General features: G+C 69.6%; 23 protein-coding genes and 1 tRNA gene. 16 read left to right on the forward strand and 8 right to left on the reverse strand.

Annotated elements, in window-relative coordinates; all coding sequences use genetic code 11:
• Nucleotides 1-81 precede the first annotated feature (81 nt).
• A complete protein-coding gene (locus QMG73_RS20775) occupies nucleotides 82-258 on the forward strand; it encodes a hypothetical protein (RefSeq protein WP_281898102.1) in 177 nt (58 codons plus the stop codon).
• A 751-nt stretch (nucleotides 259-1,009) separates the two neighbouring features.
• On the opposite strand, the gene QMG73_RS20780 is transcribed toward QMG73_RS20775, so the two are convergent.
• The 3 genes from QMG73_RS20780 to QMG73_RS20790 form a co-directional block, all read right to left on the reverse strand.
• On the reverse strand, nucleotides 1,010-1,969 hold the full coding sequence (locus QMG73_RS20780) for a hypothetical protein (RefSeq protein WP_281898103.1): 960 nt from the start codon (nucleotides 1,967-1,969) through the stop codon (nucleotides 1,010-1,012).
• Between the two features lie 645 nt (nucleotides 1,970-2,614).
• Nucleotides 2,615-3,760: a hypothetical protein gene (locus QMG73_RS20785; protein WP_281898104.1), complete on the reverse strand. Its 1,146-nt coding sequence runs from the start codon at nucleotides 3,758-3,760 to the stop codon at nucleotides 2,615-2,617.
• Between the two features lie 33 nt (nucleotides 3,761-3,793).
• Nucleotides 3,794-4,132 carry a PadR family transcriptional regulator gene (locus QMG73_RS20790; protein ID WP_281898106.1) on the reverse strand — a complete coding sequence of 113 codons (339 nt, stop codon included), beginning with the start codon at nucleotides 4,130-4,132 and terminating at the stop codon, nucleotides 3,794-3,796.
• Between the two features lie 105 nt (nucleotides 4,133-4,237).
• Here QMG73_RS20790 and QMG73_RS20795 point away from each other — a divergent pair, with 105 nt between their 5' ends.
• A complete protein-coding gene (locus QMG73_RS20795) occupies nucleotides 4,238-4,435 on the forward strand; it encodes a hypothetical protein (RefSeq protein WP_281898107.1) in 198 nt (65 codons plus the stop codon).
• A gap of 992 nt (nucleotides 4,436-5,427) precedes the next feature.
• Here the strand turns inward: QMG73_RS20795 and QMG73_RS20800 are convergent.
• Genes QMG73_RS20800 through QMG73_RS20810 form a run of 3 tightly spaced genes read right to left on the reverse strand, consistent with a single transcriptional unit; the run spans nucleotide 5,428 to nucleotide 7,457 of the window.
• Complete coding sequence (locus QMG73_RS20800; RefSeq protein ID WP_281898108.1) at nucleotides 5,428-5,766, reverse strand: hypothetical protein; 339 nt, start codon at nucleotides 5,764-5,766, stop codon at nucleotides 5,428-5,430.
• The gene (locus QMG73_RS20805; RefSeq protein ID WP_281898110.1) at nucleotides 5,763-6,581 is read right to left on the reverse strand and encodes a class I SAM-dependent methyltransferase; all 819 of its coding nucleotides are present in this window, start codon (nucleotides 6,579-6,581) and stop codon (nucleotides 5,763-5,765) included. Before QMG73_RS20805 ends, QMG73_RS20800 begins: the two co-directional genes overlap by 4 nt.
• An 18-nt stretch (nucleotides 6,582-6,599) precedes the next feature.
• Nucleotides 6,600-7,457 carry a hypothetical protein gene (locus QMG73_RS20810; protein ID WP_281898111.1) on the reverse strand — a complete coding sequence of 286 codons (858 nt, stop codon included), beginning with the start codon at nucleotides 7,455-7,457 and terminating at the stop codon, nucleotides 6,600-6,602.
• A gap of 467 nt (nucleotides 7,458-7,924) precedes the next feature.
• Between QMG73_RS20810 and QMG73_RS20815 the strand changes: the two genes are divergently transcribed.
• Nucleotides 7,925-9,667, forward strand: coding sequence for a recombinase family protein (locus tag QMG73_RS20815; RefSeq protein ID WP_281898112.1), 1,743 nt, complete (start codon nucleotides 7,925-7,927; stop codon nucleotides 9,665-9,667).
• Here QMG73_RS20815 and QMG73_RS20820 read toward each other — a convergent pair.
• A tRNA-Leu gene (locus tag QMG73_RS20820) sits at nucleotides 9,649-9,732 on the reverse strand. The two genes, QMG73_RS20815 and QMG73_RS20820, sit on opposite strands and share 19 nt — an antisense overlap.
• Nucleotides 9,733-10,045: 313 nt before the next feature.
• Here QMG73_RS20820 and QMG73_RS20825 point away from each other — a divergent pair.
• The 5 genes from QMG73_RS20825 (at nucleotide 10,046) to QMG73_RS20845 (ending at nucleotide 18,311) form a co-directional block, all read left to right on the forward strand.
• Complete coding sequence (locus tag QMG73_RS20825; protein ID WP_281898114.1) at nucleotides 10,046-11,089, forward strand: fibronectin type III domain-containing protein; 1,044 nt, start codon at nucleotides 10,046-10,048, stop codon at nucleotides 11,087-11,089.
• 204 nt (nucleotides 11,090-11,293) lie between these two features.
• Entirely contained in the window at nucleotides 11,294-13,921 is a 2,628-nt protein-coding gene (locus QMG73_RS20830) for a fibronectin type III domain-containing protein (RefSeq protein ID WP_281898116.1), read from the forward strand.
• Nucleotide 13,922: 1 nt separating this feature from the next.
• Nucleotides 13,923-14,948: an AAA family ATPase gene (locus QMG73_RS20835; RefSeq protein WP_281898118.1), complete on the forward strand. Its 1,026-nt coding sequence runs from the start codon at nucleotides 13,923-13,925 to the stop codon at nucleotides 14,946-14,948.
• 13 nt (nucleotides 14,949-14,961) lie between these two features.
• Nucleotides 14,962-16,101, forward strand: coding sequence for a DUF58 domain-containing protein (locus QMG73_RS20840; RefSeq protein WP_281898120.1), 1,140 nt, complete (start codon nucleotides 14,962-14,964; stop codon nucleotides 16,099-16,101).
• Nucleotides 16,098-18,311, forward strand: a complete 2,214-nt coding sequence (locus tag QMG73_RS20845) for a DUF3488 and transglutaminase-like domain-containing protein (RefSeq protein ID WP_281898122.1) — start codon at nucleotides 16,098-16,100, stop codon at nucleotides 18,309-18,311. Before QMG73_RS20840 ends, QMG73_RS20845 begins: the two co-directional genes overlap by 4 nt.
• A gap of 62 nt (nucleotides 18,312-18,373) precedes the next feature.
• Here the strand turns inward: QMG73_RS20845 and QMG73_RS20850 are convergent, their stop codons facing one another.
• Nucleotides 18,374-19,168, reverse strand: a complete 795-nt coding sequence (locus tag QMG73_RS20850) for an SDR family oxidoreductase (protein ID WP_281898125.1) — start codon at nucleotides 19,166-19,168, stop codon at nucleotides 18,374-18,376.
• Between the two features lie 134 nt (nucleotides 19,169-19,302).
• On the opposite strand from QMG73_RS20850, the gene QMG73_RS20855 reads away from it, so the two are divergent.
• The 8 genes from QMG73_RS20855 (at nucleotide 19,303) to QMG73_RS20890 (ending at nucleotide 26,743) form a co-directional block, all read left to right on the forward strand.
• Nucleotides 19,303-19,956 (forward strand): DUF3159 domain-containing protein, encoded by a 654-nt coding sequence (locus QMG73_RS20855; RefSeq protein ID WP_281898126.1) that lies wholly within the window; start codon nucleotides 19,303-19,305, stop codon nucleotides 19,954-19,956.
• Nucleotides 19,957-20,632: 676 nt separating this feature from the next.
• Entirely contained in the window at nucleotides 20,633-21,079 is a 447-nt protein-coding gene (locus QMG73_RS20860; RefSeq protein ID WP_281898128.1) for a hypothetical protein, read from the forward strand.
• Nucleotides 21,076-21,816 (forward strand): hypothetical protein, encoded by a 741-nt coding sequence (locus tag QMG73_RS20865; protein WP_281898130.1) that lies wholly within the window; start codon nucleotides 21,076-21,078, stop codon nucleotides 21,814-21,816. Before QMG73_RS20860 ends, QMG73_RS20865 begins: the two co-directional genes overlap by 4 nt.
• Nucleotides 21,813-22,127 (forward strand): type VII secretion target, encoded by a 315-nt coding sequence (locus tag QMG73_RS20870; protein ID WP_281898131.1) that lies wholly within the window; start codon nucleotides 21,813-21,815, stop codon nucleotides 22,125-22,127. The genes QMG73_RS20865 and QMG73_RS20870 overlap by 4 nt, the downstream gene beginning before the upstream one ends.
• 11 nt (nucleotides 22,128-22,138) lie before the next feature.
• Entirely contained in the window at nucleotides 22,139-22,933 is a 795-nt protein-coding gene (locus tag QMG73_RS20875) for a hypothetical protein (RefSeq protein WP_309299505.1), read from the forward strand.
• Nucleotides 22,934-23,020: 87 nt separating this feature from the next.
• Nucleotides 23,021-23,635: an ATP-binding cassette domain-containing protein gene (locus tag QMG73_RS20880; RefSeq protein WP_281898132.1), complete on the forward strand. Its 615-nt coding sequence runs from the start codon at nucleotides 23,021-23,023 to the stop codon at nucleotides 23,633-23,635.
• Between the two features lie 121 nt (nucleotides 23,636-23,756).
• Entirely contained in the window at nucleotides 23,757-25,001 is a 1,245-nt protein-coding gene (locus QMG73_RS20885; protein WP_281898134.1) for an ABC transporter substrate-binding protein, read from the forward strand.
• A complete protein-coding gene (locus QMG73_RS20890; protein ID WP_281898135.1) occupies nucleotides 24,998-26,743 on the forward strand; it encodes a hypothetical protein in 1,746 nt (581 codons plus the stop codon). Before QMG73_RS20885 ends, QMG73_RS20890 begins: the two co-directional genes overlap by 4 nt.
• Nucleotides 26,744-26,759 lie beyond the last annotated feature (16 nt).

Genomic DNA, 26,759 nt, shown 5'->3' on the forward strand with positions numbered 1-26,759 from the left:
CCGAGGGCGGCGGGTTAATCCGCCGTCCCAGATCAAGTCCCTGTTCCCGATCGTCAATAACCCGGTAACCGACACTGCGCGGTGGGCTTCGCCAAGGAGCAGTTCCACTATGCGTTCACCAACACGGTCAGTCGGGACGAGTTCGACGCCGCGTACGACGGCTTCCACATCCCGGCGTCCGGCTACTGGGTGTGGAACCTACGGTCCGATAGCCAACTGGAAGCCTGGCCACCAGGAGACCTCGGCCGACCAGATTAGAACCTGGACGACCACGCTCCGCTGCTGTTCATCATGGGGCGGCAAAGACCACCTGATGCCGCCCTTGATGAACGGCTCGAACACGAAGAAAGTATCGCAACTTCGAGGCGATGACTGAGACCGACAAAGTTCCGGAAGCCCAAACCTCACCTGTGGCGTACCTGGCTGGGAGCACCTGCCGACTACGCGCTCGAATGGGCGCCCAGGCACCGGCCGAACGCCGTAAGGCTGACCAGCCGCCTACAGCGGCAAGTTGTGGTCCGCCCAACAAGCGCCATGCCCGCACACGCACAGGCGGGTTGCCAAGTATTACGGGTACCTCTTGTCCCGCCGCCGTGGTCACAACTCGACGCTCCTGACGCCCGAGCTCGGGTGCCGTCCCGGTCCTTCGGAACCGAGCGGCCCCGTGCCCAGTGGCTCGGGCGTACCCGCGTGGCCGATTCTGGAGGTGCCCTACGGCACTACGTGGGCGCCGGGGCAGCCGAGGAAATGCCTTCAGTTTGAGACTCAACCCCCGTGACACCGCCTGAGACAAGGCCCGGAACCCGAGGTCGAGGCGCTGCGATATGCCATCAGCGCCGAGACTCTACACCGACAACGGACGAGCCATTTGGTCCATCGGCTCCCACCGCCATGGCGAAGGGGCGGAGCGGGGCTACAGCCTTCCTTCTACATCGGGCCGTGCGGCCACAAGGCCTGCGGAAGGCCGGCATCGGGGCCGAGCGCTTCGAGTACCAACTCGGTGTATTGGTCACGTAGAAGTCGGCCGTCGCAGTACGGCGAGATGGCCGTTGCGGCGACCGAAGGTGACCAGTTCTCGGTCGAGGTCGTCATGGCGGCGCCGCATCTGCTGCACGCCCGCGTCGTCGGGGAAGCCTCGGTAGGCGGCGAAGATCGCTGCTGTCCGATGCGCGGCGAGCAGGCAAATCAGTACGGAGTTGGTAACCACGACCGGGTCCGCTCGCCAGGACGCGTCACGGCCAATGACTTGGGCGCTGTCAGCGAGACCCCAGGGGCGGGCATGCGCGACCCCAGACAGCAGGCTGTACACCGCAGGCAGGTCGGCAAAGGCATCCTGCACCAGTCCGCTAACTGGCCTGCTTACTGGGATCGGATCTGTGGTTGGGTTGACGCGGACGGCGGCGACCGCCGTGCCGGGCGCGTTGAGCGTTGTCTCGATCCGGGCAGCGGCCAGCCGGCCTAGCAGCTCCTGCTTCCTGTGCTCCTCGACGAGCGCCGGCTTTGGCAGATACGACTTGCCGGACAACTGCTCAGCCGCGTGGGCGGCCTTTCCAATGTCCTCGATCAGCAGCGCGATCCCCCGACCGAACCGGGTAGGGAACGGCTCGCCGTCGGCGAGCAGCCACCGCAGCCAGGCGGCCGACTCGACCGCGCCGCGGGCCAGCGTGGCGTGCGCATAAACCGGTGCGCTCTGCTCCCGCACGTGCGAGAGCAACAGGCCCAGCGAACGCACGTGGTCGGCGACGTGCACACCCTGGTGCATGGCAGTCAGCACACAGTCGGCCCACAACCTCTGCCGATCCTGGCTACGCACCATGGACAGCAGCGCCCGTTCGTCGCCACCGGCCGCCGATCCCGGCGGCGGGATGGCCCCGTGCACCCGGACCAGGGTCTGCTGCAACGCGTCGGCCTGGTCCAGGCACACCCGGCCGGCCCGCGCGAGCAGGCGAACGTCGGGAGCGTCGTTCATCGCAGGAACCTCACTTCTCGTTCGTCAGGGTTGGGGGCCATCGTCCGCCCTCGTGACCTGTCAGCGCATCCGATTTGTCCACCGCGGCGGGGATCGCGAACGGGTACGCCCCGCTTGGCTTGTCTTGCTCGCGAGGACGGCAACGCAGATTCGACCGACGCCGCACCGCCTCGCTGTAGCTGCCGAGGCGATTCGATAACGCAACTGTCCACCGAGCCTCATCAATCCCAGCCACTGCCGAGCCCGCGCGCCGCTGCAGTCCTGCTACTCGCCGCCGTCGTCGGCGTTGCTGCCGGCGGAACGCGGCGAGGTGGTCGGCGAGGCAGTCCTGGAACGCGTGTGGTTCGCGTCCGGTGAGATCCGCGACGGCGGTGGTCGGGGCGCCCCAGGCGCCGGAGGCCAGGCAGGTCATCGTCTCGACTGCCTACCTCGCCATGCTTGGGGGCAGGCCATGGCGGTTGATCAGGCGGCTGCCATTTCCTCGGGCGTCGGGTCGACATAGCGGACGTGGTGGCCGAGTGCGACCGTGAACCGAGCGCGAGGTTTTCATGGGTCAGTCAATGCGGCACTGGCTCGGACAGCACCCGCACCACAAAGGTGGCCCCTGGGCAACGTGATCGATGAGGCGACACCGCATCACCGAGGCTAGAAAGGTGGCCGTCCTGTCGGGCCTTGTGGCGGAGGAGGGGTCTTCGACGGTGGGGGGCGTAGGCGGCGTCGACGCGCTTGCCGCGTCCGCCACCAGGCTCTAGCGCGTTCCTTGCCGCGGTCGGCCGCCATACCCGCCGGAAGGACTAGTAGCAGTGCGATCGCGCGGTGTAGGAAGTTGTAGCAGGCGACGAACGGGATAGCCACGGCCACTGCTGTGACGGCTGTTGACCAGAATGTGCTCGCGACCACGGCATCGACCAGCGCATAGAGCGTTGGCGATAGCGCCGGGAGTCGTCGTCGCAGCGTGCGCCTCATACGGCTGACGATCCGATCCCGCCGGATGGTGAACGCACCGCCCAGGTTCGAAACGGCTTCGCGGAACAGGTGATACGGCTCGTCGAAGTTCGGTCGGTCCCACCTGAGCTGGCGGGCGACTTGTCGGCCCTCCTCGCCACCGGCGATGGCGGCGACAGCGAGGTACATAACACTGGCAAACGCCTCGACCACTGCCCTTGAGGATTTAGAGGCCACGGGGTCTTCTGCCTGTTCGGGGCTTGGTTTCGCCTCCTCGGTGAGCGCGACGATCGCGGTCCGACCCGGCACGACGACTGCCTTGTCCTCCTCCGCCAAGGACACGCCCGAGCTCACGCCCGGCACGACGACTGCCTTGCTCTCCTCCGCTAAGGACACGCCCGAGCTCACGCCCGGCACGACGACTGCCTTGCTCTCCTCCGCCAAGGACACGCCCGCGTTGGTGGCCGTTGCTGTCGGAGTTGGTCCGGCGCTGTTGAACGGCTGATCTACGCCGCCTTCCTCACTTTCGGAGTGAGCCCGTTCTGCGAAACCCGTGTGGTGTTCATCGCGATGGGCGGCATGGAACGCGCGCGCCTCCTCAGCGATCTTCCGTGCGCGCCATGGACGCAAGCGGCGGGGAGTGATGTCGTATGCACGCGACCAGCGCCGGGCAAGCTCGGCACCGCCCTCAACGGTCTCGACGCCGTCGATGAGAGCTTGGACCTCTTCGTTGGCCCGAAGTTCGCGGAAGTCGGCCAGCCGCCCGAAGACGTTAGTAGCGGCGGCGGTGACCAAGAGCGTGAACAGTGTGCTAACCCAGAAGGCCGGGTTGAAGAGGAGATCCACGGGCGTAATCCGTCCTCGCGAGTCGTCGTTCGATTACGGCTGGACGCCCGGGATGGGCCGAAGACGCGCTGCCCGCTCCTGCGCACGCTCTTGCTCTCGCGTCCGCTTGGCAAGCAGTTCACTAACGTGTTCACGGGCGGGCGGCGTTAGCCGGTAGAACCGGCGCCGGGCGCCGCGGTCGTCGTCCGCGTCATCGCCGGCCTCCCACTCGCTCGCCACCCATCCCGCCCGCTCGAGTCGGGTCAAGATCGGATACACGGTGCCGGTCATCAACTTGGTGTCGCGTGCTACCTGAAGCCCGTACACGACGTGCTGCTCGTAAAGAACCTGTAGCACCAGGACCGTGGTGCTGGTCAGCCTGATGTCCTCCATGTAGACCACTGTACCTCGTCGCGCTCGACTTGAGACCGATCTCTCGTTATAGTCCTTCTCTGCTATATGTAGAGTTATTGAATCGCCTACGAGGTGGAGGACACCGTGAAGATCGACCTCGGCCTACTCGGGCTCTGGCTCGCGGTCGGGCTGCTGTTCTCAGTCATCGTCGGTGTCGCCGGCGGTGTCCTGGCGTGGCTGTCAGGTCAGCGCCCCGCGGCCGCCATCATCGCGGGCGGCATGGCCTTCGGCGGCGCTTTTACACTCGTTCTAGCCGTCATCGGCCTGTTCCTGGCTGCATGACCAAGGCGTCGGGGCTACCCGACGTGACGCGACGGCATGCGGTTAAGCCCAAAAAAAGGGGGATGCCGCGCTCGCCTGCCGCGTGCGCCAACCGGAGCCTTGCCCTATCCAGAGCATCGACGCGTCGCCGCCGAAATGGTCGACTGGATGCCCGAGCTTCGACGTGAGGCGTACAACCTCGCGTTCGAGGTCACGTAGGGCTTGATCAACCGTATTTGCGCAGCACCGCCGCGGTGGCGGCGCCACCACCGAGGAACCAGCCGACCCGAACCCCGACCCCATGGGTGCTCCGTGGGTGCTCGGATGCCAACGACCCTGGCTGGAATTCACGCCTAGAATTTGGATTTGAGCAGCGCGCGACTGCCAGTCGGGCGACTACGACCCGTGATGACTACCCTGACCTGCCGATACTCGGCGCCCTCCACGTGGATTAGCGGGCGAGAATCCGGACGACGGCGTTTTACGCTCGGTAACGGATACAAAGTCGCTTAGTGAGGATTAAAAGTCCGCAGGATGCGGTCGCAGGGTAACGGCGTGTGGTGCTCGCAAGCATGGACTGAAGGCGGTGCCGCCGTGCGAGCAGGATGGCCAAGGACACGCGGGACATCCAAGCCGTGCTCGGCACCTCCGCATCGCCATCACCGCCGATACCTACGCCTCGATCCTCCCCGCGCACGTGGGCAGCCCCGTCGAGCGATCACGGCCTGTGTCCTGGGACCAACCGACGACTCCGACCAACTCTCAACCAGCGGGGCGGCGCAATGCGGCTCTGGAAGTGAACCTCACCCGCACAGTCCGGAGGCTCACCGCAGCGCTCGCAGTCCAGCAGGGCTACGTTTGTCTGCGGTCTTCCAGATCTAGTCGGCGCCGGTCAGCGGAGGCGCGGGCTCGCACCTCGTCATGGAACACCGTTTCGACCTCGTCGTCCATCTCGTCGTCCGACAAGTCGTCGTTCCCGTCTGCGTCCTCCCGATAGAGCGGGTCCAAAGTGGTCAACCGAATCGTTCGAAACTCGGCGACTGCTTCGGGATCGAGGCAGGGATAACAAGACCGGTCGCCGTGCGAAATGGTTGTTCGAGGCGGGCGTGACGCAGTTCGTGGGCGTACGCGGCGGCGTGCAACCGCCCGAGCGTGGTCGCCACCGCCGGCAGATCGGTGGGCGCCGCATTGGGTCCTGCGACGTATTCGAAGATGAGCGTTGTGCCGTCGCCTGGGTGTAGGTGTGGCAGGCGTACTCCGCTGGGCGGGCTCGTCAGCCAGCGCAGGTGGCCGCGCGCGGCGGTGCCGCGTGTCGGGTCGGTGTAGTGCTTGGTGTGGACGGCCGGGCTCATGGGCGTTCGAGGACGAGGTAGGTGACGGTGGAGGTGGTGGTTGCCGTGGTGTCGGGCAGTCGTTCGCGTAGCGCGGCGGCGAGCCGCGCCGGGTCGGCCGTCAGCTCGGGGCCGAGGTGATAGTTGGGGTTGGTGGCCGCGTACTGGGCCAGGTGCTCGAGGTCGGCGAACCGGAACGTGTGTACCTCGTCGACCCGACGCAGCACACGCAGGGCAGCGGTGATCGCCACGACACCAGCGTTCGCGCTGTGGAAGGTCTGGTAGAGACTCGCTCGTCGTGACGCTTCCGGGTCCAGCCCACTGCGCGACATCAGGATGTCAATGGTGCGGTAGCTGTCCGCTGACTTGGTGGCGACGATTAGCCGCCCGTCCCGGTGAAGGCAGCGGGCGATGTCCGCCAATGCCCTTCTGGGGTGCGGGGAGTGGTATAGGCAGAATGCGGCCACGGCCAGGTCGATGCTGGCGGAGGCAATCGGCAGATGGTGGAAGTCACCGGCGATCTGCTCGCACTCGGGCACTCGCTGGCGGACGACGCCGAGCAGAGCTGGGGACAGGTCGACCGCGCAGACGGCGGCCGCAGGGTATTGGCGAGCCAGGTGGAGGGTGCTCGTGCCCTGTCCGCAGCCGATGTCGATGATCCGCCGCGCGGTTGGGAGTGTCTCGGCTGCGAGCGTGGCCAGGGTGACGGCGGCGTTCGGGCCGCTGATCTTCGCCCGGCGCAGGGCGTTCGTCCGGTCGTTGAGGCGATCCGGGGTGGCGTACAACTGGCCGCGCACGATGGCGCGGTCGGTGAACGGGCTCGTCGGCGTGGCCATATCGCGCTCCCGGGGGCTTTACGTTTCGAGGTGGCGCAGGAACCGGTTTGCCCGGCGTCGGCTGGTAAGTCGTACGAACCGGGCGTGACGGCCGTGTTCGGCCATGAGGCCGGTGACGCGGGGGCGCATGCTGCGCCGGTAGCCGAGGATGTAACGGATGAACGACCAGGTGATGCGGTCGTGGACGCCGTCTGCGTGCTGGCCGCCGCGGTAGCGCCAGCGTCTTTGGACGATGCCGGCCAGGCACGTCGCGGCGGGCAGGTCGAGGAAAATGACGGTGTCCGCGCGGGCCAGCCGGATGGGCAGGGTGGAGGCGTAGTTGCCCTCAATCAGCCACCGATCGCCGGCGACGAGCTCTTGCTGGGCGGCGGCAAACTTGTCCGCCGGAGTGGGGTTCCAGCCGTCGTCGTAGTACAGCCTGTCGAGGTTGGTCACCGGCAGGCCGAGCGCGGCCCCGAGCCGGCGGGCCAGGACGGTCTTGCCGGAGCCGCCGCAGCCGATGATGGCGATCCTGTCCATGACCTGCGACGGTAGCCGGCGCCCAGGTGACGGCGGTGGAGCCGGGCCGGTCAACCCGGCGAGAGCGTCCACGACGACGTTGAGCTGCCAGGACAGCCGGAACAGGTCGAGCCGATCCAGGCATTGCGCCAGCAGGCTGGCGTGCCGGTCGCTGCCGGCAACCTTCGCCAACTCCGTGATCGTGCTCAACACGTGCGCGCCGTCGTGGACGAGCAGGTCGCCGGGGACGAACCGGTCCCCGTCGCGGATGCTGATTGGCACGAGCGGCAGGCATCCACGGAGGACCGCCTCGAACAGCCGCTGCGTGACATGCCCAACCGCCGCGTACCGGTCCGGCAACAGCAGGACCGTCGCCAACGAGCGCTGGTACAGGCTGGAGACGTCGGCGTACGGGACACGCCCGAAGAACGTGAGGTCTCCGCCTGCGGCTGCGCCCGCTCGGCAGCGACCGCAGCAGCAGGACCCAGGCGATGACACCGCTGCCCGAACTTGCCGACGCCTTTCGCCGTCCGCGCACGGCAATCCAAAACCCCACCAGAGAGGAGAAAAGCGTGGGGAGAGAACGTAGCCCACCGTCGAAAACATGCATGAGAGAGAATCGTCCTGAAAGAGAAAAAAGCCGATCGACCAGGCTCGATCAAGCGAAGCTACCATTGTGACAGCAACGAAAACGCGGCACCTGAGCCCGATGGAAAGCCGTCCGTAATCGTGCCGTCGGACCCACCAGAATTCAGCCCGATCGCCGCGCGAGCATTCTTGCGGCTTCTCATCGCGGTACACCGCAAGCGCCGCGAAGGCACCACCGACAACTCAGGAGAGGAAGAATGACTATAGACCCGGAACGGCTGACACATGACCTCGCGAGGCTCAGCTTCGACGCACCGAAGCTGAGCTTCGCCTTCTACGGCCGGGTGTCCACTGAGGACAATCAGGACCCCGAGTCGTCGCTGGGCTGGCAACTGTCCCTGGCCACCAACCTCATCGCCCCACGCGGCGGGGAAGTCGTCGAGAAGTTCTTCGACATTGGACAGAGCCGGTCACTGCCCTGGCAACGACGACCCGAGGCAAGCCGCCTGCTGGCCGCGCTGCGCGACCCGCGGCGCGGCTTTACCGCCGTGGTGATCGGCGAACCGCACCGCGCCTTCTACGGCAACCAGTTCGGGCTCACCCTGCCGCTGTTCCACCACTTCGGCGTCCAACTCTGGGTGCCCGAAATCGGTGGCCCGATCGACCCGGACAACGAGGCCCACGACCTGGTCATGTCCGTGTTCGGCGGCATGAGCAAGGGCGAACGGAACCGGATCAAAGTCCGCGTGCGCACCGCCATGGCCTCCCAAACCCTCCTCGAAGGCCGCTACCTCGGCGGGCGGCCGCCATACGGCTACATGCTCAAAGACCTCGGTCTCCACCCGAACCCAGCGAAGGCCGCGCAGGGCAAGCACCTGCGTGGCCTGACCCCCGACCCGCAGACCGCGCCGGTCGTACGGCGGATCTTCGCCATGTACCTGGACGGGTTCGGCATGTTCGCCATCGCGGAGGCACTTACCCGTGACGACATCCCGTGCCCGTCCGCGTATGACCGCGCCCGAAATAGTCACCGGGACGGGCTGGCGTGGTCCAAGACCGCCATCCGGGTGATCCTGACCAACCCTCGGTACACCGGCCTACAGGTCTGGAACAAGCAGCGCACCGACGAGGTGCTGCTCGACGTCGATGACGTCGCCCTCGGGCACACCGCGGTCATGCGGTGGAACGGCCGCGACCAATGGCTGGTCTCCAAGGACGTGGTGCACGAGCCGCTGGTCGACCAGGCGGACTTCGACCGCGTCCAGGAAACACTGACCCGGCGGGCTCGCACCGCCACCGCGCCGAAGCGGGCGCACCGGTCGCGTCATCCGTACGTCTTCAAGAGCCTGGTCTTCTGCGGCGTCTGCGGCCGGAAGATGCAAGGCCAGCACTCCCACGGAGTCGCCTACTACCGCTGCCGATTTCCCCAGGAGTACGCGCTGGCCAACAAGGTCGACCATCCCCGCAACGTGATCATGCGCGAGGAGATGTTGGTCAAACCGTTGGACACCTGGCTGGTCGGCGAGTTCGGCCCCTCGCAGCGTCGCCACACCATCACCAAGCTGCTCGACCAGGCAGCGGTAGGCATGCCTACCGCAACTGCCACGACACCGGCTGGGCCAACCGCGGCCGAATGTGACGCGAAGCTGGCGCAGTACCGGGCGGCGCTGGACGCGGGTGCGGACCCGGTGGTCGTCGCCGGCTGGATCGCCGACAGCCAGGCCGAGCGGAAGCGTGCCGAGCAACGCCAGCAAGCGGCAACGGCAGCCAAGACCCCGGACGATCTTGGTCGCATCACCCAAGAGGAGATGATCGCCATCGTCGAGGAACTCGGCGACATGGTCACCGCCCTGCGAGACGCCGAGCCGGAACACAAACTGGAGGTCTACCGCAGCCTCGGCCTACACCTGACCTACACCCCAGAAACACAAACGGTGCGTGCCCAAATCGATCTTGGGCCGCACCGTTGGGATTCGGTTCGTGTCCGAGGGGGGACTTGAACCCCCACGCCCTATACGGGCACTAGCACCTCAAGCTAGCGCGTCTGCCATTCCGCCACCCGGACCTGTGCGTCCACTCTACCGGGACGCCCCGCAGCGGCGCACCGCCCGGTAGCTGCCCGGCGGGCCGCACGGGGCATCACTGTACACGCCCGTGCCGGGCCACGCACAGCTAGGCCCGACCCGGCGCGCCCTGTCTGGAAAGGGCAGCCGGCTCAATCCGGACAGACTGCACCATACTGCCGGAGATCGCCACGTCACGGTCACCTCCGCGGGCCCTACGGCGTCGGAGACGCCCATATCGACCCCCCAAGTGACGCCAACGACATCACCGCCGTGGGACAAGACGAGATGTGGGCGGGACATACCATGTCCGGCGTGTCCCAGCCGTCTCCCCTCGCCGCGGCGCAGCAGAAGGCCCACGCCCTGCGCGACGCCGGCGATCTCAACACCGGCCGCCTCATGCTCGATCATGCGCTCGAGACGTACAAGCCGGGGCTCGGTGACGATCATCCCGAGGTACTGGCGACCGCGCACGCGCTGGCCGGGCTGCATCGGGAGGCCGGTGACCCGGCGTCAGCGCGGCGGGTGCTGGAGGAGGCGTACGCCGCTGGGCAGTTGCGCTATGGGGACGGCGATCCGCTGATGCTGGCGATCTCGTTCGACCTGGGCGGGGTCGCGGAGGAGCTGGGCAACCGGCACGAGGCTCGCCGGGCGTTCGGGCGGGTGGCCACCGCGGGGCCCGCCGTGCTCGGCGACGATCACTGGACGGTGCGGGCGGCGCGCGAGTATTTAGGTGATGCTCCGCAGTCGTCCGAATTCACGGTGTCATCGGAGCCGCAGCACAATCCGCCGTCGATCACACATCTACAACTTTTCCAATCGCCGGCACCACCTCAGCCGCCCCCGCATCAGCCCATACCACACCCCGCACCAATGCCGCTACCACAACCGCGGTACCAGAGCAGCCAAGATCCGCCGCGACCGCAACGGCGGGTGCGAGCGGCGACCGTCGCGGCGATGATCGCGGCTGCCGCGGCGGTGCTCGCCGCCGGCTTCGTCGGCATCCAACTCTTCCTCGACAGTAACGGTGGCACGCCGCAGACCAAGCAGACCGAGGGGCCGAAGCTGGGCGGCGACCCTCCGACTGACCTGCGGCTTCGCGACGAGGGCAGTGTCATCACGATCACCTGGAAGGACCCGTCGGACGGTGCGGTGCCCTTCATCGTGGCGGGCGCGCAGGCGGGCAAGCCGCACCGGGCGATGGCCAACGTGAGTCCGGGCGAAACCTCGTACACAGTGAATGGTCTCAATGCGCGGCTCAGTTATTGCTTCACTGTAGTTGCGTATTACAGCACCGATATCTTCGCCACGTCGGGCCAAGTGTGTACGGACCGGAGTTCTCCGACTCCGAAGCGATAGTCCACCGCTACACAAAACCGCATACGCCGAGGTCGTGGAGTTATCCACAGGTTTTCAACAGCGGGTACCGGCATTGACGAGCACGTCCTATGATGACACGCGGTTCGTGGCCTGTCGGTTGGCTGACAGGCCCTGGGGGAGAAACGCCAACGACAATCGCGCGGGCCGGGGGGCTCGCGTACGGGGTGGGGAGGACGGCCGACTGTGGTCACCACAGGCAACGGCACGGCAGAAGTCGCGGCGACGAAGCGGAGATCGCTGGGGCGCGGGGGGCTCGTCACGATCGGCACGGTCGTGACGCTCGTCGCGGCCATGGGCCTCACGATTCTCGGTCTGGGGGCCGCCGACCACGCGGTGGCCAACTACGACGCGAGTTCCTGGCTGTGGAGCTCGCTGCGCAGCGAGATGGCACGGGTCAACGGCACGACCGGCCGGGTCGACACGCGGCTGCAGATCCCCAAGGGGCAGAACCACACGATGCAGGTCGCGCAGACCGACCGCTTCCTGATCCTGCGCGACCTCAACACCGGGCAGGTCAGCTCGCTCGACCTGGCCACGCTCCAGATCACCGCGACCACCAAGACCACGGCCGGTGTTGGCGTGAGCGTGGCGCTGCAGGAAGACGCGGCGTTCGTGATCGATGCCGTCCAGGGCATCGTCCGCCAGCTCGACCCGCGCACACTGGCCCCGATCGGTGAGCCGGTCAACTACCCGCCGGGGCTGACCGGCGGCCAGTTCGACGGCGACGGCAACCTGTGGCTGGCCGTGCCCAGCGAGGGCACCGTCTCGGCGGTCACGGCCGCGCCGCTGCCGGCCGAGCCGGTCTCGGCGGGCGGCCAGGGTGGTGGCGGGCTGAGCCCCAAGCGGGTGCGCACGGTCGACGTCGCCAACCCGAGCCACGACCTGACGATCTCCACGCTCGACCACGGCGTCGCGGTCCTCAACCGCACCATGAAGACGCTGACCACGATCGACGGCGACAAGCAGAGCAGCACCCCGCTGACTATGGACGGCCTGGGCTCGCTGCCGCCGCGCACCAACGGCACGCAGGTGCCGGTCACCGTGCCCGAGCAGCGCCACGTCTGGGCGGTCGACAAGGGTCACGTCAAGGACTTCGGTGTACCGGGCAAGGGCTCCGGCCTGCAGCCGGCGGTCGCCTGGGCGGGCCGGTTCTACGCGGCCGACAACGACAGCGGCACGGTGTACGTGTTCGATACCAATGGTCGCCCCATCAGCCAGTTCAAGATCGAAGACGCGCGCGGTCCGCTGGAGATGGAGGTGCGGGAGAACTACCTGTTCATCAACGCGCCCAACTCGCAGATGGCCACCGTGGTCGACGACAAGCACCAGGTGCGCACCGTCGACAAGTACGCGAACGACGTGCTGGGTGGCGACCCGCCGCCGGCTCCCCCGCCGCCGAAGCGCGAGGACCCGCCGGTCAGCAAGCCGGGCGCGCCGCGCACGGTCACGGCCACCGCGGGCAACACCACCGCCCGGGTGAGCTGGTCGCCCGCGCCGCCCAACGGCTCGGCCATCACGCGATACGTGGTGGAGGGCGCCGACAAGGAGGTCTCGGTCGGCGCCAACCAGCGCTCCATCGAGGTCACCGGGCTGACCAACGGCGAGGAGTACCGGTTCTCCGTGCACGCGGTCAACGCCAAGGGTGCCGGGCCGGCGAAGCAGAGCAACCCGGTCACGCCCACGTCCGAGATCCCGGACGCGCCGACGAGCGTGACCGCCGAGGCTCGGCCGGACGGCACCGTGCTGGTCAAGTGGCCGGAGGCCAACGGGCAGGGCTACGACATCCGCAAGTACGCGGTGACCGCCGTCGCCGCCGGGGCCACCGCGCCAGCCGGCGAGTCGACCAAGACCGAACTGGTCGTGCCGGCCGGGCAGCTGGAATACGGCAACCAGTACGCGTTCCAGGTCGTGTCGGTCAATGAGAAGGGCGGGGCGTCCGAGGCGTCCCCGATCAGCAACAGCGTGGTGCCCTTCACCACACCGGAAAAGCCGGAGAGCCTGACGGTCACGACCGTGCAGAACAAGGCCGGCACCGTCAAGGCCGCGTGGGCGGCCGCCGTGGAAAACGGCCGGCCCATCACGAAGTACGTCGTGGAGGCGGGCGGCAAGAAGGTCGACGTCACCGACGGCACGAGCGTCGAGGTCGGCGGCTTCGGCGAGGGTGAGACGATCACGGTCAAGGTGCGCGCGGTCAACGAGGCGGGCGAGGGCGCGGAGGCCACCGAGACGGCCCGCACGGTCGCGAAGCCGGGCGTGACCGTCACCGGCAAGTCGGCCACCACGTCGGCCGTCACCGTCACCTTCCGGGTCGAAGACGGCGGCGGCAACGCGACGTGCAGCCTGGATGCCGGCGGTAAGACCGACAGTGGCAGCTGCACGTCGTTGACGGTCACCGGCCTGAGCCCGGGCACGGCCTACGACTTCACGGTCTCCGCGAAGAACGCCGCCGGGACGACCACCGCGCAGGGCAGCCAGACGACGGACGCCGTCTTCGGCATCGCCACCTGCAACAACGGCCCGGACGGCGACCAACGCACGTACTGCGACTCCGACCGCCCCAACGCGCGTAACGGCAACGAGATCTTCGCCAGCACCAGCCAGAGCAGCAACCAGGTCGGCTGGGCCTCGCCAGGAAGCCGGCTCAAGGCCTTCTGCAAGAAGTCGGGCCAGAACATCAACGCCTGGATCTACAACGACAACAAGGAAAGCCCCTGGTGGATCCAAGTCGACTACAGCGGGAAGAACTACATCCCGTGGGCCTGGTTCGACCTTGAAGCCGGCGACAACATCGACATCCTCCCGAATTGCTGACATGACCGCGACCGTCAATCACGTCAACCACCAGCACGCGCCCGAGGGGCTCACGCCCCAGCACGTGCAATGGTTCGCGCAGCTCGCCGCCCGGCTCGCCGACAACATCGGTTCGGTGGTGCTCGGCAAGCCGGAGGTGGTGCGGCTGGCGCTGACCGCGCTCTTCGCGCAGGGCCACATCCTGCTCGAAGACGTGCCCGGCGTCGGCAAGACCACGCTGGCCCGCTCGATCGCGGCGACCATCCGCGGGCAGTGGCGACGCATCCAGTTCACGCCCGACCTGTTGCCCTCCGACGTCTCAGGCGTGACGATCTTCAACCAGGCGACCCGGGGGTTCGAGTTCCACCCCGGGCCGGTCTTCGCGAACGTCGTCATCGCCGACGAGATCAACCGCGCCTCCCCCAAGACGCAGTCCGCGCTGCTGGAGGTGATGGAGGAGCGCACGGTCACCATCGACGGCACGCGGCACCCGGTGCCGCGCCCGTTCCTGGTGGTGGCGACGCAGAACCCTGTGGAGATGGACGGCACCTACCGGCTGCCCGAGGCGCAGCTCGACCGGTTCCTGGTCAAGCTGTCGGTGGGATACCCGTCCGAGGCCGTCGAGATCGAGGTGCTGCGGGGCGCGACGATGCGCTCCCCCGAGGCCCTCGAAGCGATCGCCGACACCAACACGATCGGCCAGATGGTCGCGATGGCGCAGCGGGTGCACATCGCCGAGCCGCTCTACGCGTACGCGGTCCGGCTCGCCGCCGCGACCCGCAAGCACACGCACGTACGCATCGGGGTCAGCCCTCGTGGCGTGATCGCGCTGACCCGGGCGGCGTGCGCGTACGCGCTGATCGAGGGGCGCGGCTTCGTGCTGCCGGAAGACATCAAGACGCTGCTGGAGCCGGTGTTCGCGCACCGGTTGATGCTCACCTCCGACGCCCAACTGCGCGGGGTGACGGCCGCTGACGTTGTCCGCGACGCCGCGCAGGCGGTACCGGTGCCGTTGCCGGCCGGCCACCAAGCCGGCTCTCCATCCTGACCAGGGCCGCACGATGAGGCTCACCGCACGGGGTATCGGCCTGCTCGCGAGCGGGGTCGCGCTGCTGGTCACCGGCTTCTGGTTCGGGTACCCGGAGCTGACACTGCTGGGCAGCGCGGCGGCGATCGCGGCCGGCTGCGCGTTCGCGCACGCCGCGTGGCGGCCCCGGCTCGACGTCAGCCGGGTCGCCGACCCCGACCGGGTGGCGCGCGGCGAGGCGGCCACGATGACGCTGACCGTGCGCAACACCGGGCGGGTCGGGTCGACCAGCCTGATCGCCGAAGACCGGTGCGGATCCAGGCCGGTGCCGGTGCCCCTGCTGCGGCTGCGTTCCGGCCACGACACGACGGTCAGCTACCCGGTGCCGACCGAGCGCCGCGGCGTGATCCCGGTCGGCCCGCTGCGGGTGACCCGGCGCGACGCGCTGGGGCTGGTCTCGCTGGCCCGTTCGCACGGCGACACCGCGAAGGTGTGGGTGCACCCGCGCATCCACCTGCTCACCGCGGTGCCGTCAGGAGTGGCGCGCAGCCTCGACGGCCGCGTCGACAAGGTGTCGCACGGCACGATCACGTTCGACTCACTGCGCGAGTACGTGGTCGGCGACGAGCTGCGCCGCGTGCATTGGCGCACGAGCGCCAAGGTCGGCGAGCTGATGGTGCGCGAAGACCTCGACACCAGCCTGCCGCGCATCGTCGTGCTGCTCGACGACCGCGCTGCCGCCCACCCAAAGCTCATCGATGGCGTCGCGGAGACGTTCGAGTCCGCGTGCGAGGCGGCCGCGTCGATCGTCGCCGCGGCGGTCCGCGAAGACGTACCGGTCACGCTCCAGATGGCCAGCGGCGGCGGCACCAGCGGCGGTAACTTCCTCGACCGGCTCGCCGAGGCCGAACTGCACGGCGACGGCGACCTGCGCGGCACCGCCGACCGGCTGCGCCGCGACCGGCTCGGCGACACGCTCGTGTTCCTCACCGGACCCGGTGCCCGCGCCGACCTGGGGCTCGTCGGGGCGCTGCGCGGGCCGTATCCGGCGGTCGTGGTCGGGATGTTCGGCGGCCAGGGGCCGACGGCGGCCGGCGGCGACGGCGTGCTCGTGCTCGACGCCGCCGACGGGCCCGAGTTCGCCGCGCGCTGGGAGGGGGTGCAGCGCTGGTGAGGTTCGTCAAGGCGGCAGCGATACCCGTGACGCTGGCCGCGCTCATCGCCCTGACCGGCGTCGCCCTGGGCCGCATCTACGCCGGCTCGCTGCTCCCCCAGCTCGTGGCGGGGGCCGCCATCGGCTCGGTCGGCATCAGCGTCGCCATCCGCAGGCTCCCCTCGTGGCTTGTGGCGCCGCTGTCGGTGGTCGGCATGGCGGCGTACACGGTGCTCGCCGTGTTTGTCACGGCACGCCGCGCGCAGCTGCCCGGCAGCCTCGCCGACGTGCTCACCGACGCGGCCCGCAACGGCATCCCCCGCCTGCTCACCGCGATGATCCCGGTCGAGCCGACGCCCGACACCGTGCTCGTGCCGGTCGTCGGCGCGTGGCTGGCCGGGCTCGCGGGCGCGGAGATCGCCCACCGTGCCGGTCGGGTGCTGCTCGGATACGCGCCCGCCGCGCTGCTCTTCGCCGGCACGCTCTACGTCGTGGGCCCCAACGCGGAGGCCGCGGTGTGGCCGGCGCTCGCGTTCGCTTCAGTCGCCGCGCTGGGCTTGGCGGCGACCGGTCGCACGTCGGCCACCGCGGCCGGCGAGCTCGCCGCGCCGGTCCAGGCTGCCATTCGGGTACGCGTGGCGGCCGGCGCCGCGGCGGGGCTGGCCGTGATCGTGGCGCTCGCGGCGGCCGTCGGTCCGGTGGTGGCCGCCCAGGTGGCCACCAAGCCCGTCGACCCCCGGCGATACGTGGAGCCGCCGCAGGTCGACAGCCTCGACGAGAACCCGCTGATCCGGATCTCCGGCTGGGCGCTCGCCCCCGACCAGCGCCTGTTCGACCTCGAATCGCAGCCCGGCGGCGACTTGCGGATCCGGCTGGCGGTGCTCAGCGACTACGACGGGATCACCTGGCGGGTCGGCGCGACCTACCGCAACGCCGGTCGGATCCTGCCCACGCCTACGGTCGCGCCCGGTTCGCAGGTCGACACCGTCGCGCAGCAGATCACGATCGCCGACCTCGCCGGCCAGCTGCTGCCCGCGGCGGCCACCCCCACGTCCGTCGACGGTGCCCGGGTGGCGTACGACCCGGCGACCGGCACGCTGATCCGCCCCGAGGGGCTGAGCGCCGGATTGCGGTACACGGTGACGTCCACGCGCGAGCGCCCGGACGGTGGCCTGCTGACAGCGGCCGACGTGCCGTCCGGCGCGGCGGTGGCCCGGATGTTGAAGGTCGGCGACGAGGTGCCGGAGCGCATCCAGAGCCTCGCCGATCAGATCGCCGACGAAAACGGCGCTCCGTACCAGCGGGCGGTCGCCATCGAGGAGTTCCTCGCCACGCACTACCGGGTGGTCGCCGACTCCCCGAGCGGCCACGCGTACCCGAACCTGAACTTCTTCCTTTTCGGCCCCAGCAACGGCGGCGGCCAGAAGGGCACCTCCGAGCAGTTCGCGGCGTCGTACGCCCTGCTGGCCCGGCTGATGGGCCTGCCGACCCGGGTGGTCGTCGGCTTCGAGTCGGCCACCGGCACCGGCCCGGTACGCGGTGGCGACGCGCTCGCCTGGCCCGAGGTGCTCTTCGAGGGCGTGGGCTGGGTGCCGTTCGACCCGATGCCGAAGCCGAACACCACGCCGCGCCCGGTCGAGGAAGACTTCAAGCCGCCCACCGAAGACCCCACCGAGCCGCCCACGGAGGCACCAGTTACCGACGCGCCCAGCGAGTCGGCCACCCCGGTCGCCTCCGGTGGCGGCAGCGGTGGCGGGCTCACCGGCGCGATGGTCGCCGGCGGCGTCACCGGCCTGGTGGTGTTCCTCGTGGGTGGGGCCGCGCTGGTCGTACTCGTGATGCGGCGGTCGCTGCGCCGGCGCCGCCTGGAGCGCGGTCCGCCGGCCGAACGGATCGCCGGGGCCTGGCTGGAGGTCAACGACGCGCTCCGGCTCGCCGGGCGGCCTGCGGGCTCGCACCTGGACGCCACCGAGGTCGCCGCGCACGCCACGGTCGCCGCCGAGGGCAGGCGCGCGACGCGGATACGGTCAGCGGCGCCGCCCCTGGTCGACCTCGCCGAGGCCGTCAACGTGGCGACGTTCGCGCCGTTCTCCACCGACGAGGCGCAGGCCGAGCGGGCCGGCGCGCAGGCGGTGGCGTACGCGAGCGAGTTGCGGGCGCGGCGCTCGTGGTGGCGCCGGGTGCTGTGGTCACTACACCCGGGCCCACTGCGCTGGCACCGCCGCCGTTAGGCACCCACCCCCGTGATCAGGGCGTCCCTGAAGTCGCTCTAACGACTTGAGGGACGCCCTGATCACGGGGAGTCGGCTCGGGCCGCGAGAGCGCGCATCGCTGATAGCCAGGCGTCGGGGTCGGCGGCCTTCTTGCGGGTGTAACTCGCTACCTCGGGGTGCGGGAGGATCAGGAAGCGTTCGGCAGCGAGGCCGTCCACCACCGCGTCGGCCACCTCGTCAGGGGTCAGCACCGCACCGGACGCGGCCGTGACCAGGGCACCCACGTGCCCGGCGGCCAGCCCGTCGTCGAGCATCGGCGTGCGCACACCCTGCGGGCACAGGGCGCTGACCCGGATGCCGCGGTCGCCGTACGTGATCGCCAGCCACTCGGCGAGGCCGAGCGCGGCGTGCTTGGTGACCGTGTACGGAGCGTCGCCCACCGCGGTCAGCAAGCCGGCCGCCGAGCAGGTGTGCAGCAGGTACCCCTCACCGCGGGCCAGCATCGCGGGCAGCACGGCGCGAGCCGCGTACACGTGGGAGAGCACGTTGACCGCCCACGCCCGCGCCCACTCGGCGCCGGACGCCTCGATGCCGGTGCCCACGGTGATGCCCGCGTTGGCGCAGAACAGGTCGATCCGGCCGTACCGCGCCTCGGCGGCCGCCACGAGCGCCTGTACCCGATCCTCGTCCGCGACGTCGACCTCGACGGCGATGGCGCGTTCGCCGAGCGGCCCAGCCACGGCGTCTGCCGCGGCCCCGTCGATGTCGGCGACGACGACGCCCTCTGCGCCCTCGGCGGCGAACCGGCGGGCCAGCGCCGCACCGATGCCGCCTGCCCCGCCCGTGACCACCACGACCCGCCCGGCCATCCGCATGCGCCGATCCTTCCACAGCCCCCTTCGTGATCAGGGCGTCCCTGAAGTCGTTAGGGCGACTTGAGGGACGCCCTGATCACGAAGAGGGGGCGAGGCGTGACGGCACGGCGGCGCTAAGTTAGCCTGGCCTAACCATGAAGGACGAGTCGCTCGCGGATCTGCTCGGCGGCCGGCGAGGCGCGATCGACGCCACGCTGCCGCCGGTCGCGTTCGTCGCTGGATGGCTCGTCACCGGCCAGTCGGTGTGGGGTGGCGTGATCGTCGCGCTGGCCGTGGGCGTGGCGGTCGCCGGCTGGCGGCTGCGCCGTGGCGACCGGCCCCGCGCGGTGCTCGTCGGCCTGCTGGCTGTCTGCCTAGCCGCCATGATCGCGCTGCGCACCGGACGGGCCGCCGACTTCTTCCTGGTCCAGCTCGTGTCGAACGCGGCCAGCGCGCTCGTCTGGACGGTCAGCATCGTGCTGCGCTGGCCACTGCTCGGCGTGGTCGTCGGCACCGTGCTCGGCCAGCGCACCCGGTGGCGCCGCGACCCGGCCCTCGTGCGCGCGTACAGCCGGGCGAGTTGGGTGTGGGTGCTGCAGTACGCGGTGCGGCTGGCGGTGTTCCTGCCGCTGTACGCCGCGGATCAGGTGGTGGCGCTCGGCGTGGCCCGGGCGGCGCTCACCTGGCCGCTGGTGGCCGCCTGCCTCGCGGTGAGCTGGTGGGTGCTGCGCCGCACCCTTCCCGACGGTCACCCCGGCATCCGCCATCCCGTCACAGAGCCGCAACCCGCGATGTCCACAACAGACTAAAGAGCTTTGGTGTTGAGGTCCGTCCGTCCATATAGGTCTCAGCAACCCGATAGATCCAGAGATTTTGAGCTGCCGCGCCGCTCGTCGCGGTCCCTACCGTCGCTCCCGCAGCCTCACCCCACGCGTCCACACGAACCACACCGTCGGGGGTTGACCGTGAATCGCGCAGGGTGAGGCCGCGGGAGCAACGGTCTTCACCGCGATGTACGTCGCGGTAGCCCACATCCTGGTCACGCTCTCTTCCCGCGCCCTCTCGCGCTCTCCCCCGCCGATCAAGGCGAATGCACGCGGTTCGATCTCCTTTTCGCGCGCGTTCGCCCTTGATCCACGCAAATGCCTTGATCGACGGGCACGGACACGCCGGCACCCAGCCGGCCACACACGCGCGGCCCCGCCGCGGCGACCTGGCGCCCCTCCGGGGCAGCGAATCGCCCCAGTCGCCGCCGCAACAGACCGATGCGGACGGACCTCGACACCCGGAAGCGCTTGCCCATGCCAAAAAATGGCGCATCTGGCGGCCTTGGGACAACTCTGACTTTCCGGTTGTCTGGCCATGGTCGCCCTCACGGGCGCTAGACACAAAGACAGACAGGGCGTGCGACGTCAGTCCGCCACAAGACAGCACACTCATCAATATAACGCTACGCTTGCTTTCTGTTACAGAACGCTTCCTCATATGGCTTCGGGAGTGATCGTGGGTGGGTTGACGACCACCGCACCTCGCGGCAGCCGGACGCTCCTGGTGCTCTGGGGTTTCATCGCCGGCATCGGATTCGCGGCTACCGCGTGGGTGTGCACGGTATCCGAGGATGTCGCCGGCTCGGCGCTGTTGAAGGTTCCCGGCACGCAGCTCGTTATGGGCGCCGCATTCGCGATCACGGTCTGGGGCGTCGTGGTCGCGTGGCCCGTCAACGTCTCGGTGGGGGCGCGGCGGTTGGCGGTCCTGCTCCTGATCACGGTGGCTGGCGCTACGACGGTGCCGGCGATCGGGCTACTCCTCAGCGGGGCGTACGCCGCGATGGGCATCGCGCTGCTCCAGGCCGCGATCTTCGTCGTGGTGCTCGCCGGCCGCGTCTACCAGTCCTCAAAGGATCGCACGAGCCGGTCGGTGGGAGCACCATGAGCGAGGAGATCCTGGGAAAGCTTCAGCGCGTCCAGCAAGAGGTCAACGGGCTGCGGGACCTGATGGCCAAACTGCGAGCCCACGCGCCACAGGGCTCTGAAGGCTCGGACTCAACCGGCCAGATCCGGGTTTCGATCGCGGCCGATGGGCTGCCTACCGCGATCCGTGTCGAATCCGCGTGGCGTGGTCGCCTCGGACCGGAGTCTGTGGGGCAAGCCGTCCTCGATGCGTTCACCGCCGCGGTCGTCTCGGGCATGCGGGCCTGGGAGGATGCGCTGGATGCAATGTCCTGGCGGTCCCGCGTCGCGGAGTTGGAGGCCCAGGCCGAGCTGTCTCGTGACAGGAACGGCCCAGCGTTGCCTCCGCCCATGGGCGGAGATTTCGATACCGCCGGCGATGCCACGGAAGTCGCTGAGGACGCGTTGCGCGCCGCCGACCGGCTGCGGAAGCAGTCAACCGGCGAACCGCCGGTCGGGGTGGGCACTGACCCGCCGGGAAACGTCTCGGTCACACTGTCTAGTGCTGGACTTCAGGCGTGCGCGGTCAAAGCGGCGTGGGCGTCGCGGCAAGACGGCAAGACTCTGACCACGGCTCTAACCACGGCCCTGCGCAACGCGCGGACTGCCCTTGACGCACAGGCCAAGCAACCGAATCCGGACGCCTTCAGCCAACTCGTCGGCGAGGCGCTCACGGCGCTGCGGAGCGTCGCCAAGTCGAGCAGAAGGGATGCCCGATGACACAGCCGACTCCGCATGAAGTCCACATCGCCACCGAGACGCTGCGTACCGAGGCCCGAGAGTGGGACGACCAGAGCGTCGTGATCGGGAAGTTGGCGACGAAGGTCGCAGGCATGGAACTCGGTCGGATTGAGGCTGGGCTGTTCCAGCTCGTGGTCTCGCCCTACAACGACGTCGTCAACGCGGTGCGGTCGCGGTGCCAAGAAGGTCAGACCGCGAAGACCGAGATCGCCCGGACCCTCCGGTCCGCCGCGGACACCTACGACCGCGAAGACCAAAGCAACGCGCACGAGATACACAACCTCTACTGACGGAGCGGATCGTGGCGGACTTCAGCAAGGCCCAGTTCGAGGCCGTCATCGTTGATATCAGGACCGGGATGGCTGACTTCTCCAGCAACCTCGACCAGATGATCCCGGTCGCGACCGCTGCTGTAGGCCACTGGTACATCCCGGCACACGTCCAGGACGCGGTCGTATGGCTCGCCGAGAAGACTGTGGAGATCGGCCGCAAGCTGCTCGACCTGTTCATCGACCTCCTCAAGGGCGCTACCGCTCCGATACACATGTTCCTCGATTCCTGGCAGTGGCAGGACGTACGCGGCGCGGCCACTGGCATCTCCGGCGCTCTGAGTGGCCAGAACCTCGTCATCGACAACTCCGACTGGTCCGGGGCGGGCCGGGACGCCTACGTCGCCGTCGCCGATGCCCAGTCACAGGCGGCGGGGCGCATCGCCTCCATCGCGGGAAGCACCTCCAACAACCTGCTCGGCTGCGCGGTCGTTGGGCTGGCGTTCTACGCCACGCTCGTGGCCGTGATCGTCAAGCTGGTCGCGGCCGCCATTACCGCCCTCGTTGCCTTCGGAACGGCGGTGTTCTCGTGGGCGGGCGCGGCACTCGTCCTGGAGGAGGCGGGCGTCAGCACCGCCATCATTGGCACGGCGGTACTGACGTTGCTGGGATTCCTGGGTGCCCAGGCGACCGCCATGGTCAACCTACACGGCGAAGCCGTCGATCTCACCACCTTCCCTGAGGGCCACTGGCCACGGTCGCAAACTTCGACCTACGACGATGCCTCCGTTACCGACGGCGACGCCGATTGGTCGCTGACACAGTAAAGGGGTTCCACAGCGCACAGCGCGGAGGGTTGCGGATAGGTTGCGGTCCGGTTACCGTCTGCCCGTCTCTGGGGGGAGGTGGTCGGAATGCTGGCTCTGCACGAGGTCGTCGTCGGCGTGCCGGCGCGCGGCGCGCGGGTAAGGCTTTCGGGGCGGGTTTGCGCTGGTGAGCTGGGCACTGTGCCGGCACACCCCGAGGTCGCCACCGCCGTCGCCCGCACGGTCGCCGGCCTCGCCGCGCCTGTTTCGGGTCGGGTGGTCGTCGGCGACCGCGACGTCACCGGCCAGCCACCCGCCACGCGGCAGATCGGGTACGTGCCCGCGGGTGGTGGCCTGCTGCCGCACCTGACGGTACGGGCCAATGTGGAGTACGGGCTGCGGCGGCGTGAGACGGTGCGCGAGCTGTCCCGCAACTGGGCCGCCACCCTGACCTCCCGCCTCGAACTGGTACCCACCCTCAACCTGCTCCCCCATCAGCTCTCCGACGGGCAGCGGCTGCGCGCGGCCGTCGCCCGTGCCGCGGTGTGCCTGCCCGAGGCGCTGGTCGTCGACCTGCCGCCGGGTGTCGAGACCTGGGTGGGGCTGCGTGACCTGCTCGCCCGGGCCAGCCTGCCTACCGCGCCCGCCATGGCTGTCCTGGTCTGCACGGCCGACGAAGACATGCCCGCCGACGCCGACATCACGATGACGGTGGTGGCGTGACTGTGCTAGCCGGCGCTCGCCTCCGCTCGCGCGGGTCATGCGCCCCGAAGCCTCCCTGTAGCCGACCCTGCGCTCGGTCGCTGCGCTCCCTCGACTCCGGGCCGACTGCGGGAGGCGGCGCATGACCAGTCGTCGAGGGCTGCTTCGCGTAGCGGCGGGCGGAGCCGCGGCCGCGCTCGCCGGCTGCGGGAAGAGCGGCGGCGCGCTGGAGGTCGCCGTCGTGTGGAGCGGCGGGGAGCTGGCACGCTTCCGCGAGGTCGTGCGGGGATACCCGGAACCCGTGCGCGTCATCAGCGCCGGCGACAACATCGACGCCCTGCTGCGGGCCCGCGACCGGGCCGGCGCCCGCCCCGACGTCGCCATCCTGCCCCGGCCGGGACTGGTCGCCGGGTACGCCCGGGATGGTTGGCTGGAACCGCTCGACACCGCCCTGGGCGAGCGGTACGCGCCGGCCTGGACAGACCTGATCACAGTGGACGGTGTGCTCTACGGCGTGTGGGTGAAGGCGGCGCACAAGTCGCTGTTCTGGCACCTGCCATCGGTACTGACTGATCAGCCAGACAGCTGGTCCGGCCTGCTGGCCATGGTGGAGTCCCGCGCGGCGGATGGCGGTCCGGCGCCGCTGGCCATCGGTGCCGCCGACGGCTGGGTGCTCACCGACTGGCTGGAGAACCTGCTGGCCAGCTTCGACGACCAGCGCCTGTACCAGGATCTGGCCGCCGGCAAGCCACTGTGGGACGCCTGGCAGGTGCGCGACGCGCTGGCCGCACTCGCTCGCATGTGGAGCGTCCCCGGCGCCTTTCCCGGCGGCGGGCGGCGCGCGCTGCTTACCCAGAACGAGGAGTCGGTCATCCAGGTGGTGGCCAGCCGCGACGCGTGCACCGTCTTCGAGGGCGACTTCGTGGCCGGCGTCGCGCGGCAGTTCCAGGACGAGGCGCCGCGCACGTTCCGGTTCCCCGCGTTCGCCGGCCGGCAGCCGCTGGTCGTGGGCGGCGACGCCGCGGTCGTGCTGCGCGGTTCGGCCGGCGGGCGCGACCTGGTGCGGTGGTTGGCCGGGCCCGACGCGTTCCGGCCGTGGATCGCCGGCGGCGGGTACCTGTCACCCAACCGGCTGGTGCCGCTCGGCCTCTACCCCGCGGGGCAGCCCCGCGAGCTGGCGGCCGAGGTCCGCGAACCGGTCGACGGGCTGCGCTTCGACCTGTCCGACCAGTTGCCGGGGAGCTTCACCGGGTTCGACGGTCAGGGCGTGTGGAAGATCCTGCAAGACTTCTTCGCGGCGGTCACCACACCGTCGGCCGACCTGCGGCGTGCCGTGGACGACACCGTCGCGCAGCTGAACGCGACCGCTAAGAAGGCGACGGCATGAGCTCAGAACGCGGCGTGCTGCTGGGCGAGACCGTGGTCCTCGATGACGTCGGTCCGGCCCGACGCGGCAGGGCGTACCCGGCCATCGGCACCTCGACGGCGCTGCTGTTGCCGGCGGCCCTGCTGCTCGGCGGCCTGGTGCTCTGGCCGGTGCTGCGCACCGGCCACGCCAGCGTCACCGCGGGCGGTGATTTCGTTGGCCTGGAACACTTCCGCACGGCACTGTCCGACGACGGCTGGAGCGTGCTCGGCCGGACGCTGCTGTGGGCGATGGTGGTTCCGGCCGTGGTGACGGTGCTGGGTTTCGTACTGGCGGCGGCGTCGCGGCGCTCCTCTGGCGGGCGGATCGTGACGCTGATCCTCGTCGCGCCGATCGCGCTGCCGCTCGTGGTGACGGGCGTGACGTTCCGGCTGCTCTACGACCCGGATCCGGAGCGGGGCACGGCCACCTGGCTGACCGGCGCGCTGTGGCTCGGGCCGGAGCTGATCACGATCGCGCTGATGTCCGCGTTCGTGTGGGCGTGGGTGGGGTTGGCGGTGCTGGTGTTCCGGGCCGCGTTCGACGCGCTGCCGCTGGCGCTGGCCGACGCGGTGCGGGCGTACGGCGGCACCCGGCTCGACGTCTTCCGTGACGCGCGCTGGCGGCCCTTGCTGCGGCGCACGGTCGCGATCGTGTTCGCGCTGGTGGCGCTGGCGACCTCGCGCACGTTCGACCTGATCCTGGTGATGGCGCCGGGATCGGTCATCGACGAGGCGATGGTGGCGCCGGTGCGGATCTGGCAGACCTCCAGCGGCACGGTGACCGGGCCGTCCGCGGCGCTGGGTGTGCTGTGGCTGGCGGTTGTCCTATTAGGAATGCTGGCGGCCGCACTGTGGACACGCCAGGCGTGGCCGCCGCCCGCACCCGCCACGCCCGTGCGTGAAACCGGCTCGGAATGGCGGGCGCCGCGGTTGGTCCGGCGGCTGTTGCCGCCCGCGGCCGCCGTCTGGTGGGCGATCCCGCTGCTCGTGCTCGTCGCGACGTCGCTGCACGCGCCGCGCGACGCGGCCACCCGCGGCTGGTGGACCGGTCCGATCGGCCTGGCGTCGTATCGCGAACTGTTCGCGGGCGGCGGCCTGACCAGATCGCTGGCGCTGACCGCCGCGCTCGCCGCCGTCGTCACGGTCACCGTGCTCGTCGTGGCGCTGCTGGCCGCGTACGCGCTGGCCTGGCTGTCGCCGCCGGGAGCGCAGGCCGCCGCCGTGTTGCTGCTCGGCGCGGCGGTGGTGCCGGTACAGGTCATCGCCGGGCCGGTCACCGAGGTGCTCGACAGGGCTGGGCTGGCCGGCACCTTCGTGGGGCTGGCACTGGTGCATGTGGCGCTGGGCGTGCCGTTCGCGGTGCTGGTACTGCGCAACGCGCTCGCCGACGTGCCGATGGCCCGGGTGCGGCAGGCGCGCCTCGCCGGCCGTCGAGAGTGGAGCGTTCTCGCCCGCCTCGCGCCGGCAACCGTACCGGCCGTCGTGGCGGTCTGCGTGCTGGAGTTCGTGCAGGTGTGGAACGACTTCGTGGTCGGTCTCCACTTCGGAGGGCCCGACGCGGTGCCGCTCGGGCTGGCGCTGTACGGGCAGACGCGACAGTTCGTATCCAACAGCGGGCTGGTCGCCGCCGGCTCGGTGGTCGCCTCGGTGCTACCTCTCGTGCTGGTCCTCGTCTTCCGCCGCCAGGTCGTGGGTGGTCTCGTGTCAGGGGCGCTGAAGTGAGCGCGGCTTTCGCGAA

The sequence above is a fragment of the Phytohabitans aurantiacus genome (assembly GCF_027923225.1).
In the GTDB taxonomy this organism is placed as follows: Bacteria; Actinomycetota; Actinomycetes; order Mycobacteriales; family Micromonosporaceae; genus Phytohabitans; species Phytohabitans aurantiacus.

What these genes read in the sequence shown, in the direction of transcription:
- QMG73_RS20815 (WP_281898112.1), top strand. Translation starts at nt 7,925, where the DNA reads ATGACTATAGACCCGGAACGGCTGACACATGACCTCGCGAGGCTCAGC.
- QMG73_RS20880 (WP_281898132.1), top strand. Translation starts at nt 23,021, where the DNA reads ATGCTGGCTCTGCACGAGGTCGTCGTCGGCGTGCCGGCGCGCGGCGCG.
- QMG73_RS20790 (WP_281898106.1), bottom strand. Translation starts at nt 4,132, where the DNA reads ATGGAGGACATCAGGCTGACCAGCACCACGGTCCTGGTGCTACAGGTT.
- QMG73_RS20800 (WP_281898108.1), bottom strand. Translation starts at nt 5,766, where the DNA reads ATGAGCCCGGCCGTCCACACCAAGCACTACACCGACCCGACACGCGGC.
- QMG73_RS20865 (WP_281898130.1), top strand. Translation starts at nt 21,076, where the DNA reads ATGAGCGAGGAGATCCTGGGAAAGCTTCAGCGCGTCCAGCAAGAGGTC.
- QMG73_RS20870 (WP_281898131.1), top strand. Translation starts at nt 21,813, where the DNA reads ATGACACAGCCGACTCCGCATGAAGTCCACATCGCCACCGAGACGCTG.
- QMG73_RS20860 (WP_281898128.1), top strand. Translation starts at nt 20,633, where the DNA reads ATGGCTTCGGGAGTGATCGTGGGTGGGTTGACGACCACCGCACCTCGC.
- QMG73_RS20840 (WP_281898120.1), top strand. Translation starts at nt 14,962, where the DNA reads ATGAGGCTCACCGCACGGGGTATCGGCCTGCTCGCGAGCGGGGTCGCG.
- QMG73_RS20835 (WP_281898118.1), top strand. Translation starts at nt 13,923, where the DNA reads ATGACCGCGACCGTCAATCACGTCAACCACCAGCACGCGCCCGAGGGG.
- QMG73_RS20855 (WP_281898126.1), top strand. Translation starts at nt 19,303, where the DNA reads ATGAAGGACGAGTCGCTCGCGGATCTGCTCGGCGGCCGGCGAGGCGCG.
- QMG73_RS20890 (WP_281898135.1), top strand. Translation starts at nt 24,998, where the DNA reads ATGAGCTCAGAACGCGGCGTGCTGCTGGGCGAGACCGTGGTCCTCGAT.
- QMG73_RS20885 (WP_281898134.1), top strand. Translation starts at nt 23,757, where the DNA reads ATGACCAGTCGTCGAGGGCTGCTTCGCGTAGCGGCGGGCGGAGCCGCG.
- QMG73_RS20850 (WP_281898125.1), bottom strand. Translation starts at nt 19,168, where the DNA reads ATGCGGATGGCCGGGCGGGTCGTGGTGGTCACGGGCGGGGCAGGCGGC.
- QMG73_RS20780 (WP_281898103.1), bottom strand. Translation starts at nt 1,969, where the DNA reads ATGAACGACGCTCCCGACGTTCGCCTGCTCGCGCGGGCCGGCCGGGTG.
- QMG73_RS20805 (WP_281898110.1), bottom strand. Translation starts at nt 6,581, where the DNA reads ATGGCCACGCCGACGAGCCCGTTCACCGACCGCGCCATCGTGCGCGGC.